The following is a 12,762-nucleotide window of genomic DNA, read 5'->3' on the forward strand; positions in this document are numbered from 1 at the left end:
GATGGCCACGCCGGCCTGCACTGCAGCAAACCCTGCACGCGTCGTGGAGACGGAGACCGGTGCCATCCGAGGGGCGTCCACACAGATCCCTGCAACGTCACTCGACGCCGAGGTCTTCCTCGGCATCCCCTATGCGGCGCCTCCGGAGGGCGCCTTGCGGTGGGAGCCTCCGACGCGGGCGGAATCCTGGCGGGAAGTGCGCGATGGCACCGTCGCGCCTCCCATCTGCCCGCAGGGCACCACTGGCACCGAAAACTGCCTGTACCTGAATCTGTATCGGCCTACCCACACCGCACGCGCCGCATCGCTGCCGGTCATGGTGTACGCCCATGGAGGCAACAACACGGGCGGGAGTGCCAACGGCTTCGATGGTGGGCGGATCGCCGCCGTCAACGGCGTCATCGTCGTCACCTTCAACTATCGGCTCGGCGCCCTTGGCTTCTTGGATCATCCGGCCATTGCCAAGGAATCCTCCACGGGGCAGGCAGGCAACTACGGCCTCATGGACTCCAAGGCGGCGCTCGAGTGGGTCCAGCGCAACATCACCGCGTTCGGCGGCGACCCGACCAAGGTGACGTTGGCCTCCCAGTCGTCCGGGGCGACGAACACCTGCCAATTGCTTGCCGACCCCACGACCAAAGGGCTGTACAGCGCCGCCATCTTGAGCAGCGATGACTGCCTCCACGACGTCGACACCCCGAGTCAGGCCCTTGCCCGCGCGGAGGATCTGGCCAAGAAGGTGGGATGCACCGAGTCGGCGAAGGTGGCGGAGTGCCTGCGGTCGAAGACGCCGGCCGAACTCACCGCGGCGGGAGGCAACTGGAGCCCTGTAGCCACACGGCCGGCCAACGAGAAGATCGCAGCGGGTGACTGGAACCGTGTCCCGATCATGCTCGGCAGCACCCGGAACGAGGGCCGGTCAGCCGGGACGGCCTTCACCACATTCACCGCTGCCGACTACAGGGCCTGGGTCACACGACTCGTTGGCCCCGACAACGCCGATGCCGTGTTGAAGGTCTACCCGGTCGACAAGTACAGCGGAGCGTATGCGATCCCCTACGTGATCGGCGACCTCATCACCGACAGCGGAATGCGAGGCCTGGGCGGCTGCACGAACGCTACTCTGGCAAAGAGCTTCGCGTCACAGACACCGACCTACTACTACCAGTTCGACGATCCGAACGTGCCGGCACCGAGCATTCTCGACGGCTACGAGTTCCTCGCATCGCACGGATACGACCTGGCGTACTGGTTCCCGGACAGCCGCGAGAATGTCTCTTCCCGCTTCACACCGGCGCAGTGGCAACTGTCCGACGAGGTGATCACGTATTGGGGCGAATTCACCAAGACCCACCACCCTTCTGGTCAGGGTCAGGCATCCTGGCCTCGGCTGACCGACACCATGATGACGCTCCAGCCGGGCGGCAGCCGTCTCAGTCCGATAGGCGACTTCATGGCGGAGCACGCATGTTCGTTCTGGTCGACCATGCCGCTCATTCTCGATCGCGGTGAAGTCTGAACCGCACACAATGGTTCAGCGGGGCACATAGGCCCGGGGCGATATGCCTTTCCAGCGTTTGAACGCGGTGGTGAAGGCCGGCGTGGCGGCATAGCCGAGGCGGCTGCCGATCTCTCCGACACTCAGCGCTCTGGTGGCCAGCAGTTCCTCGGCCAGGTGTTCGCGGACTTCATCGGCCAGCGCGCGGTAGGAGGTGCCTTCGGCGGTCAGGCGCCGCCGCAAGGAGCGGGAGCTCATGTGCAGCTCGGCGGCCACTGTCTCGATGTTGGGCATGGCCCCGGGCTGGGCCACCATGCGATCGCGCACTTTGCCGGCGATGCCGGCCCGGGCCCGCCGGTCTGCCAGCAGCCGGCGGCACTGGGCTTCGGTGACCGCTGCGGTGTGGGCATCGGCCTGCGGCAAGGCACGGTCGAGCAGCTCGGCGAGGACGATGGCGGCGTTGCCGGCGGCGTCGAAGGTCGGCCGCACGCCGAACGCCTTCACATACGGTGCGGTCGCAGCGGGTGCGGGGTGGCGGAAGTGCACCCCGATGACGGCGCTCGGGTCCGACAAGAGCTGGCGGGCCAGGTGGACGGCCGAGGCCAGTTCGCGTTCCACCAGGAAGCGGCGGACATCGGAGGGCAGGTGTGAGCCGTCGAGCACCAGTTTCATCCCGTTGTCCTGCTCGATGGCGGACATCCGGGTGAAAGCGAAGGTCAGGTTCACGAACCGCAGGCCGACGGCGATCGCGGTGCGCAGGGTGGGGCTGCTGGACAGCGCGAAGCCCCAGATGCCGTGCGTGGTCAGGTGGTAACGCATCCCTGCCTCGATGCCCAACGGCACGTCCTCGCCAACGGCTGTGAGCAGGTTGCGGATGATCTGCAGCTCCTGGTGGGCGGTCACGACGGTCCGGGGGTCACCGAGTGCGTCCGGGACCAGGCGGGTTCCACGCAAGCTGACATCCCGCGGCACTCCGTACTCCATGCCCAGTCCGGTCAGCACCAGTGCGCTGGCGGGTGGGCGAGGCAGATCCCAATCGGTCATCGACGCCTCCTTGAGCCTGTCCGGAAATGTTAAATCCTTGGCCACGGAGCGGCTCCCATGAACCGCCGGCGGTCTTTAGCGTCGAGGTCCTGGCAGCAGCCGACGGCCCCGTGGGTCCAAGGAGTGCAGCAATGAAGCGACACCGGATCTCCGGCAGTGGCGGGGTGAGGCTCCACGCCCGCGAATGGGGCGAGCCGGATGCGCCCACCGTGGTGCTCGTCCATGGCTACCCCGACACCTGCGAGGTCTGGAACCCACTGCTGCCGTACCTGACCGACCGCTACCACGTGGTGGCCTACGACGTGCGGGGGGCCGGTCGCTCCGAGCCGGGCTGGTCCTACGGCGGCTACGAACTCGGCCGGCTGGTCGGCGATCTCAAGGCCGTGCTGGACATCACCGCCCCGGGCAAGAAGGTGCACCTGGTCGGCCACGACTGGGGAGCCATCCAGGGCTGGGAAGCCGTCACCGGCACCCGCATCGCCCGCCGATTCGCTTCCTACACCGCCTTCGGCGCCCCGTGCCTGGACCATGCCTCCCGGTGGATCCGCAACAGCCTGAGCCGCCCCAACCCGCGCCGGCTGGCCACCCTGGCCGGCCAGGCGACCCGCTCCTGGTACATCTGCACCTTCCACCTGCCCGGGATCGTCCCGCTGGCGTGGCTGTCCAGGGCCGGACGGGCCTGGTTCGGCCTGATGCGCCGCCGCGAGGGCATCCGCCCCAGCCCCGAGTACGCCGGCCCGAATGCCGGAGACGCCAAGCGCGGTATGTGGATGTACCGGGCCAACTTCACTCACAAGCTGCTGCACCCCGGCGAGGGGCGTACCGAGGTCCCGGTGCAGATGATCATCGGCGGCCATGACCTGTGCGTGGCCCCGAGGATGTACGAGGAGACCGCCTCCCGGTTGCCCGACCTGTGGCGGCGGGACCTGCCCGAGGCCGGGCACTGGATCCAGCTGACCCACCCCGAGCGGCTGGCCGCCTGGATCACCGAGCTGGTCGAGGTCACCGAGGATCGCGCCCAGCGCGAGCAGGCCCATGCGCCGCCGAAGAAGCCGCGTCACGGCACGTTCCACCCGCTGCGCGTCGCGGAGATCGAGCGGTTGACCGCCGACAGTGTGGCGGTCACCTTCGCCGTGCCCGAGACGCTGCGTGCGGCCTACCGGTTCACCCAGGGCCAGCACATCACCGTCCAGACCGACCTGGGGGGCGAGGGCGTGCGCCGCAACTACTCGATCTGCGAACCGGTGAGCTCCGGTCGACTGCGCATCGGTATCAAGCTCCTGCCGGGCGGGACGTTCTCCACCTACGCGATGGAGCAGCTGCAGGTCGGGGACGTGCTGGAGATCATGACGCCCACCGGGCGGCTCTTCACCGAACTGGATCCGGCCAATGCCAAACACTACGTGGGCATCGCCGGCGGCTCGGGCATCACCCCGATCCTGTCCATCCTGGCCACGGTGCTCGAGGAGGAGGAAAAAAGCCGGTGCACGCTGATGTACGGCAACCGGACCTGGGATTCGATCATGTTCCGGGACGAGCTGGCCGCACTCCAGCGCCGCTACCCTGACCGGCTGCGTATCCGGCACTTCCTCAGCGACGAGCCGGCCGACAGCCCGATCCTCGCCGACCGGGAAGTGGCCGCCGGGCAGCTGACCCCCGAGCGCCTGGCCGGCTTGTTCGAGGAGTTCGTGCCGCCGAAGGACGCCGACGAGTGGTTCCTGTGCGGGCCGCAGCCGATGGCCCTGCCCGCCCGCGACACCCTGCTGGCCCACGGGGCCGATTCCACGCACGTGCACCTGGAGCTGTTCGTCGCCGGGTCCACCCGCCAGCCCGGGGTGGAAGAACCCACGGCCCCCGCAGGGGCGACGCCCAGCGAGGTCACCGTGATCCTCGACGAGGAGGAGACCGCGTTCCCGCTGGTGCCCGGTACGGAGACGATCCTGGATGCGGCGATGCGCATCCGCGGCGACATGCCGTACTCCTGCCTGGCCGCAGCATGCGCCACCTGCCGAGCCAAGGTCTGCAGCGGCAGCGTGGAGATGGCGGCCAACCACGCCCTGGACGACGACGAGATCGCCGAAGGCTACGTGCTGACCTGCCAAGCGCGGCCGACCACTCCCACCGTCGTCGTGAACTACGACCTGTGACATTCCCGCGTCGGTCGCTGACCCACCCCTGGAGACACTCCCATGAACCCGCCTGAAGACGCCCCGGTCCCCACCTCGCCGGCTGAGGACCACGCCGCGGTTGCCACCGTGCGCCAGGTCAGCTTCGACTGGTCGAACACCCCGCTGCACTGGGTCAAGGCCGACGATCCGTTCCCCGGCCACCTGATCAACGTGTTCCACATGCTGCTGCCCCCGCTGGAGCGCTGGTTCATCCACGACTTCCGGCAGATCCTGCCCCGGATCACCGACGAGCTGCTCCGCGAGCAGGTCCGCGCCTTCATGGGCCAAGAAGGCGTGCATGCCGTGGCCCACACCACCGCCTTGGACCACCTGCAGGCCCAAGGGATGGACTGCACGACCTACATGCAGCGCGCCGAGCACGTCTTCAGCCAGATCCTCAGCGACGACACCGCTCCGCGCGCCTTGCGCAACCGGTGGCTGGAGGCCCGGATCGCCGCCATCGCAGGTCTCGAGCACTTCACCGCGGTGCTGGGCCAATGGCTCCTGGATGCCGAGGAGCTGGATGCGGTCGGGGCCGATCCGGTCATGCTGGACCTGCTGCGCTGGCACGGCGCGGAAGAAGTCGAACACCGTGCGGTGGCCTTCGACACCTACCAGCACATCTCCGGCAACTACCCGCTCCGCCAGACCGTCATGATGACGCTGGTTTTCCCGAGCTTGATGAGGCTGCTGATCGACGGCGCGGCGTTCTTGATGCTGGCCGACCCCACCGTGGACGAGCCGACCAAACGCCGCTACCGCGGCAGGCTGCGTGACGTGCAGGTGCTGCGCGAGTGGCGCCGGATCGCCACCCAAGGGCTGCTGCCACGTCCGAAGTTGCTCTTCGGGGCCATCCCGGAGTTCCTCAACCCCAAGTACCACCCGATCGAGCACGGCTCCACCGCCCAGGCACTGGCGTATCTGGCGAGCTCGCCGGCGGCCCGGGCTATCAACGGCCCGCCGGTCGAGCCCAAGGAGATTCATGAGCCGTAAGGCCGTCTTCATCAGCGGGGCCGCCCGCGGCATCGGCCGCGCCACCGCCGAGCGCTTCGCCTCCGCCGGCTATTTCGTCGGCCTGTACGACATCGACGCCGATGGCGCCGCCCACGCCGCCAAGGAGATCGCCGCCACCGGCGAGGACACCACCACCTCCGGCGCACTGGACGTGGCCGACCCCGCCGCCTGGCGGGCCCGCCTCGAGCAGTTCTGGTCCGCATCCGGCGGGCGGCTCGACGTGCTGGTCAACAACGCCGGCATCCTCACCACCGGCGACTTCGCCGAGGTGCCCCTGGTCCGGCATACCGCCATCGTGGAGGTCAACTTCAGAGGCATGCTCAACGGCTGCCACACCGCCTTCCCGTACCTGAAGCGCACCCCGGGCGCGGTCGTGGTCAACGTGTGCTCGGCCAGCGCCATGTACGGCGTACCGGGCCTGGCCACCTATTCGGCAACCAAGGCTGCGGTCCGCTCCATGACCGAGGCCCTGGACCTGGAATGGTCCCGTCAGGGCATCCGGGTGTGCGATGTTCTGCCGACCTTCGTGGCCACCGACATGGGTGCGGTGTCCATGCCCGGCACCCGCATCAAACGGCTCTCGGGCAGCCTGACGGCCGAGCAGGTGGCCAAGGCCGTGTTCGCCGCGGCCGAGCATCGGCCCCGACTGCCTCACCCCCACCGCATCGTCGGCCGCCGAACCCAGGCCACCGCAGTGGTCAACCGGCTGGTCCCCTCCTGGGTGACCCGCGAGATGTTCAACAGACTCTCCCGCTGACCTGCATCCGCCCCCGAGTACCGGGCAACATCTCGATCAGGAGACCCTCGATGGCCGCGACCCCCACCGCCGCGCGCAAGCGGCTCAACCCCCTGCCCACTGCACCCCTCGTCGCCCCTCCGGCCCAGGCCCGCCCGCTGGCCATCCCCGTCCCGGATGTCGTCGAGCTGGGCGCGCCGATCACCACCTTGGAGCGCATCCACAACACCGAGGGCGGCCCCGGTGCGGCCCTGCGGATCGCCCGCACCGCCGCGGCCGACTTCAGACGTGAGTTCTCCGCCACCGGCACCCCCGCGCACGTGTCTACCCACGATCTGGTCACGCTGCCGTACCCGACCAAGTTCGGGCTGTGGCGCGCTCCGGCGTCCCCCTCGCCGTTCTTGTTCATCACCAACCGGTTGGTGATCGTGCGCTGGACCGACTCCGACGGCCGACGCCGGACCCTGTTGTGGGAGCCCAGCGACACCGAGCTGGATGGCAACACCCCCTACTTCGCCGCACTGGCGGCCCGCACCCCCAAACCGCTGCTGGGCACCATGGTCCACTTCAAGGCAACGGTGCTCGAGCGCCTCGCGGAGGTGGGCATCGATGCGGCCGAGGTGGACTATGTGGCCTTCGACCACCTGCACACCCAGGACGTGCGCCACTTGATCGGCACCACCGAGCCGCAGGCCGACATCTCGCCGGACGCGCCGGTGCCGGCCTGGCTGCCGAAGGCCAAGCTGGTGGTGCAGCGCACCGAACTGGAGGCCATGCGGGACCTGCACCCGCTGCAGCGGCCGTGGTATCAGCCGGAGACCTACGTCGATCTGGACCCCGAGCGGATCCTGGCCATTGACGGCGACCGGCTGCTGGCCCCCGGGGTGGCCATCATCCGCACCCCTGGGCACGCCACCGGCAACCAGACCCTGGTCCTCAACACCGACACCGGGGTGTGGGCGCTGTCGGAGAACATGATCGCCACCGAGTGCCTCACGCCGGAGCACAGCAAGATCCCCGGCGTGAAGGGCTGGGCCGGCACCTGGGGCCAAGAGGTGATCATCAACGCCAACGTGCTGGAGACCACAGCGGCGCAGTACAACTCCTGCGTGGTGGAGAAGACCCTGGTCGACCGCTCCGAGCGGGACAGCCGGTTCATGCAGTTCTTCCCCACCAGCGAGCTGACCGCCCGGCCGGTGCTCAGCCCTGGGACCAGCCCGACCTTCGTCCACGGCAGCCTGCGCCACGGCGCGTGATGCGCATCTTCATCTCCGGCAGGGGCGGGTCCACTTCGCATGTCGTCGAGTGCGACGCGCCGCGGGTGTTGGCGTGGGCGGTGGTGAACCCGGACGGAAGCGGCGTCGACACGCTGAGTTCTCTCAGGTCGGCCTGGCTCCGGGCCGGGTCAGGGGGACCACGCGATGGTCCCCGAAGGTGACCATCGCGTGCACCGGTGTGGCGCTGGCGCGCATGAGCGCCGCGACGCCCCGGCGGCCCTGCCGGCGGGCGAGCTCCGACCCCGCGCTGATCATCAGGGCGGTGAGGGCCGGCATCGGACGCCCGAAGAGCGTGATCTCCCTGATGTGTGCCTCGTCGTCGAGCCGCAGCAGTTGCGCCTCCTCGAACGGCTGGGATCCCACCCGCGCTCGGTAGACCAGCACGTACGTGTCGCCCTGGCCGGTCTCGGTGTGGAAGCGGATGTCCTCGACCGCGGTGAACGCCGAGGCCAGGAAGTCGCGCAGCTGGTCAGGTCCCTCGAAGCGGAACTGCTCGGTGAGCGGCGAGCTGAGCACGACGTCCTGGCTCAGGCACGCGACCGCGGCGTCGACGTCACCGCCTTCCCCGGCGGCGCGCCAGCGGGCGACGGTCGTGGCGGCGGAGTGTGAGGTGTCCAGCACGGGCTCTCCCGGTACGAACGGTGCGTTGGGGTTGTGGGTCGGGCGAGTGTCAGCCGGCGAGCTGGTTGAGCTTGCGGATCTGACTGTCGAAGGCCCAGGCGGGAACGAAGCGGCGCAGTGTGCTGGCGCGTCCGGCCAGGGTGCCGGCGGTGTAGCGCAGCTTCGGCTTCGGGGCCGTCGCCGCCGTGACGATCACCTTGGCGACGATGGCGGGGTCGTCGCCGTTCTTGATCGCGGCCGCCATCACGCGGCCGAAGATCTGGCGCTGCTGCGCGTACACCTGCAGCGGAGTGTCGGGCTGCGTGCTGTTGGCCTCGAAACCGGTCCTCGTGTAAGCGGGTTCGACGAGCAGTGCCCGGATGCCGTACTGGCGGACCTCGTGGTCCAGGGACTGGGAGTAGCCCTCGATCGCGTGTTTGGAGGCGCCGTAGACGGCCATGTAGGGCGCGGGGATGAATCCCTGTACGGACGAGAGGTTGATGATGCGCCCGCGTCCCCGGGCGCGCATGTGCGGCAGGACCTCCTTCACCATGCGCATGACTCCGAAGACGTTGATGTCGAAGACCGCTTGGGCCTGCGCGAGGGAGGTTTCCTCGGCCGCGCCGATCGAGCCGATGCCGGCGTTGTTGACCAGGACGTCGATCCGCCCGAACCGCTCGATCACCTGCTGGACTGCGGCGGTGGCCGAGGTGTCACTGGCCACGTCGAGGTCGAGGAACGTCACCTCGTCCAGCGGGGTGACGCGCGAGGTGTCGCGGCTGGTGCCGACCACGTCGAAACCGGCTTCGACCAGCGCGAGCGCGGCTTCCCTCCCGATGCCGGAAGACGCGCCTGTCACGAGTGCCACCGGGCGGGTCGTCGGCATCATGATCTCCAGAAGTGGTGTGTTGTGATTTCCTACTGACTGGCCGTACCGTAGACCAGTGAGTTGGAAATGACAACACACCGGGTTAGGGTGAGGTGATGACCGATCCCGACCCGCGCCCCGGCATCCGGATGGCCGAGCAGCCCCTGGGGGTTCGTCCCTGCTCACTCGCCGGCGCTCTGGAGGTCCTCGGCGAGCGGTGGTCGCTCCTGGCCCTGCGCGAGATCGGCTACGGCGTGCACCGCTTCGCCCGTATCGCCGGCTACACCGGGGTGTCCCGCGACATCCTCGCCGACCGGCTCCGCAAGCTGGAGGCTGCCGGCGTCGTCGAACGCCGGCTGTACAGCGAACACCCGCCCCGCCACGAGTACCACTTCACCGAGGCAGGCCGGGAACTGTTCCCGGTCATGCTCGCTCTGTCCCTGTGGGGCGACAGGTGGGCGGTGGACACCCCGGCCCTCACCCGCCGGCATTCCTGCGGCCAGCCGCTCCAAGTCGACCTGCTCTGCCACCACTGCGGCCGGCCGGTCACTCGCGACAGCGTCCACGCCGAACCTGCCGACGCCTGACCGGCGGCTCCGGCGGCCGGTTTGGAGCAGTTCCTGCCCCGAGCGAGAAGATGATGACCGAACGCAGACGGCGACGCAGGCCGCGGCGCAATGGCCCCGGTCGGGGTTGCCGGGGCGGGGCGGCGAGTACTCCGCGAGGGCCGAGAGCGCCACCGCCGAGAACGAGTCCAGCGGCGTCCGAACCGGGACCACCGCCGTCGTCGCCGCGGTCTGGCGTGAGCTTTTCGGGGTGCCACGGGTCGACCCCGACGACGACTTCTTCGCCCTGGGCGGGCATTCGATGCTCGCGGTCCGGATGTCGTCCCGATTGCGGACCGAGCTGGGGCTGCGTGTTCCGGTGCGCACGATCATGGAGAACCCGACGGTGGACGGCCTCTCCCAGCTGCTGGCCGAGGCCGTCGAGTCCGCCACCGATTCGGACAGCAGCTGAACTCACGAAGCAGTCCCGCCGTTCGGGAAGGCCGGCAACGCGAGGGCGGTGTGGGCCGGCCGTCCGGTTTCCGGTGGCAGGGTGGTGAGGCCGCGGAGCCGCTCGTTGCGTTGCGCGATGGCCTCGGCGGTGACCGGGAAGAGCGCCGCGCTGCCCTCGCCGATCTGCGCCTGGTTCAGCTCGACGAATCCGCGGGTGTCGCGTTCGTAATCGGATACTCGCCCCCGCGCACTCCGGGAGCTTTCTCCACCACCGTCACCGCGAACCCGTACCGGTGCAGCCAGTGCGCCAAGGCCGGGCCGGCGATGCTCGCGCCGGATACCAGGACCGTGCCCTTCGTCGCTGTTGCCATGTTCCTCCTCAACTCCTCGACTCCGAGCGGACCGACGGCGATCCGCGCACCAACTTGACGGCCAGCACCGCGGCGGCCGCGAACGCGACGGCGGCGATCACGATGCAGCCGAAGACGCCCGCGGCGGTGTTCACCGTGTCGCCGTCGACGACGGCGGTGGTGGACGTGAGTACCGCCGCACCCACGAAGTTCAGGACCACCGAACCGATCGCGATCACGACCATCACCAGGCCGGCCACGACGCCCTGCCGGTCGGGGCCCGCCAGGCTGCCCGCCATGTTGAAGCCGGCTGTCCCGAGCGCTCCGACCGTGAGACCCAGCAGGAACGCGGACCCGAGCGCGGCGGGCAGCTGGGAGGCCCCGAGGAACATCCCGAGGATGCCCGCCAGCCCGAGCAGCACGGCACCGGCCAGCGTCACGGCCGGCCCGATGCGCGCCGCGAGCAGACCGGACAGCGGGCCCCCGAGAGTGACGCCGATCGCGGGCAGGGCGAGCAACAGCGCCACCGATCCCTGGTCGGCGAGCCCGTAGCCGAGCTGCTGGCCCGCCGAGACGTCGGCGATGAGCGGGATGAGCTGCAGCACGCTCTGGTAGGAACCGGCGGCGAGGAAGAGGACGAGGAGCGTCAGCACCAGCGGTAGGCCGAGGTTCCGGACGTCGATCAGGGGTTCAGGTTTGCGGCTCGACACCAGGAACCACCGGGCCAGTGCCGCGGCGCCTGCGACGAGGAGCGCCAGCGGACCGACCGCGAGCCAGCCGAACTCCGACCCGAGGCTGATGTAGCTCAGCACCCCGGCCAGCCCGCTGCCGAGGAGCAGCGCGCCTGCGACATCGATCCGGCCCGGCGTCCTGACCCGGGATTCGGGGATGACGAGGACCACGCAGACCGCCATCGCGACCGCGACGACGGCCGCGACCACGAACAGGACCTGGAAGCCGAACTCCGCGGCCAGCCGCTCGACGAGGAACCTGGAAGCGATGTTGAGCACTGCGGAACCGGAGGTCACGACGCCCACGACGACCATCGCGGTGCGGTCCGCGAACACGTCACGCACGATCGCGACGGCGAGAAACATGGCGGCGACGGCCGCGCCCTGCAACAGGCGTCCCGGCACGAACACCCAGATGCTGGGGGCAACGGCGCACACGACGGCGCCCGCGCCGCTGACGAGCAACGTCAGCACGAGCACCTTGCGCTTGCCGTGGACGTCGGCGCTCTTTCCCAGCAGCGGTGCCCACATCACTCCCGCCAGCATCGCGCTGGCGTTGAGCCACGCCGCCTGATCGGTCGCGAAGTGGTCGAGCATCTCCGGGAGCACGAGCAGCGGGGCGGTGATCGCCGAGTCGACCATGAAGTTCACCAGGGCCAGGACGGCGACCAAGCCGACGAGACGCCCGTTCCATCCCGCGTGCAGTCCGGCACCGGTGCCGCCGGTTCTGCTCTCCTGCATGAAGGGCTCCTCACTGCGGCGGGCACTGAAATTGAAACTACACCGTGCAGTGTGGAAACACTGAGAATATGATGAGGGCGTGGCGACTCCGAGATCGGCCTGGCAGACACCGGGCCGGCGGCGGCGGGCCGAGACCAAGCGGGCAGCCATCCTCGACGCGGCCGAGGAGCTGTTCGTCTCCTCCGGATACGAGCTCACCAGCGTCGATGCCATCGCGGCGCGGGCCGCGGTGTCCAAACGCACCGTCTACGACCACTTCGGTGACAAGCAGTCCCTCTTTCGGAGCGTCGTCGAACGCGTCGACGACGCCTTGCTCGCGACCGTGCGCACAGCAACCCAGCAGGAGCTCACCGACGGGCGGGATCTGCGCGACGCCCTGCTCGCCTTCGTACAGCGGCTGACGACGGAAGCCGTCCCGTCGTCGACCTACGCGACCTTCCGGTGCCTGAATGCCCAAGCGGCGTCGGCGCCACGACTGCCGGACAGGTCGAGCGAGGAGCCCGAACGGATCCTGGAGGAGCGGTTCGCGCAGCTCGCGGCGGACGGCGAGCTCAAGGTGAGCGATCCGCGCCGTGCCGTGCAGCACTTCGTCGCCCTGACCATGCGCCTCGTCATCGATGCGATCGACCAGGATCCGGCGGGCGCTGTCAGCAGGTCGGAGATCCAGGAGATCATCACCGACGGCGTCGACGCGTTCCTCCGTGCCTACCGCTGAGCGATCAGGGCAGGCCCGGCTG

12 protein-coding genes and 1 pseudogene are annotated in these 12,762 nt (G+C 69.2%); 8 read left to right on the top strand and 5 right to left on the bottom strand.

From position 1 onward, the window contains the following. Window positions 1–43 precede the first annotated feature (43 nt). Window positions 44–1,519: a carboxylesterase/lipase family protein gene (locus K1T35_RS10690; protein WP_220260006.1), complete on the top strand. Its 1,476-nt coding sequence runs from the start codon at window positions 44–46 to the stop codon at window positions 1,517–1,519. A gap of 15 nt (window positions 1,520–1,534) precedes the next feature. Here the strand turns inward: K1T35_RS10690 and K1T35_RS10695 are convergent, their stop codons facing one another. After that, entirely contained in the window at window positions 1,535–2,587 is a 1,053-nt protein-coding gene (locus tag K1T35_RS10695) for an AraC family transcriptional regulator (RefSeq protein ID WP_255621758.1), read from the bottom strand. An 86-nt stretch (window positions 2,588–2,673) separates the two neighbouring features. On the opposite strand from K1T35_RS10695, the gene K1T35_RS10700 reads away from it, so the two are divergent. The 4 genes from K1T35_RS10700 to K1T35_RS10715 are packed head-to-tail and all read left to right on the top strand — an operon-like array spanning window position 2,674 to window position 7,716. Then, window positions 2,674–4,689, top strand: coding sequence for an alpha/beta fold hydrolase (locus tag K1T35_RS10700; RefSeq protein ID WP_220260007.1), 2,016 nt, complete (start codon window positions 2,674–2,676; stop codon window positions 4,687–4,689). A gap of 42 nt (window positions 4,690–4,731) precedes the next feature. Beyond that, window positions 4,732–5,703: a metal-dependent hydrolase gene (locus tag K1T35_RS10705; protein ID WP_220260008.1), complete on the top strand. Its 972-nt coding sequence runs from the start codon at window positions 4,732–4,734 to the stop codon at window positions 5,701–5,703. Beyond that, a complete protein-coding gene (locus tag K1T35_RS10710) occupies window positions 5,693–6,481 on the top strand; it encodes an SDR family oxidoreductase (RefSeq protein ID WP_220260009.1) in 789 nt (262 codons plus the stop codon). Before K1T35_RS10705 ends, K1T35_RS10710 begins: the two co-directional genes overlap by 11 nt. Before the next feature lie 50 nt (window positions 6,482–6,531). Next, the gene (locus K1T35_RS10715; protein WP_220260010.1) at window positions 6,532–7,716 is read left to right on the top strand and encodes a hypothetical protein; all 1,185 of its coding nucleotides are present in this window, start codon (window positions 6,532–6,534) and stop codon (window positions 7,714–7,716) included. A 123-nt stretch (window positions 7,717–7,839) separates the two neighbouring features. Here K1T35_RS10715 and K1T35_RS10720 read toward each other — a convergent pair whose 3' ends face one another. After that, on the bottom strand, window positions 7,840–8,358 hold the full coding sequence (locus tag K1T35_RS10720) for a nuclear transport factor 2 family protein (RefSeq protein ID WP_220260011.1): 519 nt from the start codon (window positions 8,356–8,358) through the stop codon (window positions 7,840–7,842). A gap of 49 nt (window positions 8,359–8,407) precedes the next feature. After that, window positions 8,408–9,226, bottom strand: a complete 819-nt coding sequence (locus K1T35_RS10725; protein ID WP_370645341.1) for an oxidoreductase — start codon at window positions 9,224–9,226, stop codon at window positions 8,408–8,410. Window positions 9,227–9,321: 95 nt separating this feature from the next. On the opposite strand from K1T35_RS10725, the gene K1T35_RS10730 reads away from it, so the two are divergent. Both K1T35_RS10730 and K1T35_RS10735 read left to right on the top strand, forming a co-directional pair. Beyond that, window positions 9,322–9,792, top strand: coding sequence for a helix-turn-helix domain-containing protein (locus K1T35_RS10730; RefSeq protein ID WP_255621759.1), 471 nt, complete (start codon window positions 9,322–9,324; stop codon window positions 9,790–9,792). Window positions 9,793–9,898: 106 nt separating this feature from the next. After that, complete coding sequence (locus K1T35_RS10735; RefSeq protein WP_220260013.1) at window positions 9,899–10,222, top strand: phosphopantetheine-binding protein; 324 nt, start codon at window positions 9,899–9,901, stop codon at window positions 10,220–10,222. Between the two features lie 208 nt (window positions 10,223–10,430). On the opposite strand, the pseudogene K1T35_RS49735 reads toward K1T35_RS10735, so the two are convergent. Together K1T35_RS49735 and K1T35_RS10740 are read right to left on the bottom strand one after the other, a co-directional pair. Further along, window positions 10,431–10,574: pseudogene (locus K1T35_RS49735) on the bottom strand (FAD-dependent oxidoreductase); the annotation flags it as partial. Between the two features lie 8 nt (window positions 10,575–10,582). Further along, the gene (locus tag K1T35_RS10740) at window positions 10,583–12,025 is read right to left on the bottom strand and encodes an MFS transporter (protein ID WP_220260014.1); all 1,443 of its coding nucleotides are present in this window, start codon (window positions 12,023–12,025) and stop codon (window positions 10,583–10,585) included. Between the two features lie 79 nt (window positions 12,026–12,104). Here K1T35_RS10740 and K1T35_RS10745 point away from each other — a divergent pair, with 79 nt between their 5' ends. Beyond that, the gene (locus K1T35_RS10745) at window positions 12,105–12,740 is read left to right on the top strand and encodes a TetR/AcrR family transcriptional regulator (RefSeq protein ID WP_220260015.1); all 636 of its coding nucleotides are present in this window, start codon (window positions 12,105–12,107) and stop codon (window positions 12,738–12,740) included. Window positions 12,741–12,762: the final 22 nt, after the last annotated feature.

This window comes from Pseudonocardia sp. DSM 110487, from assembly GCF_019468565.1.
GTDB lineage: Bacteria > Actinomycetota > Actinomycetes > Mycobacteriales > Pseudonocardiaceae > Pseudonocardia.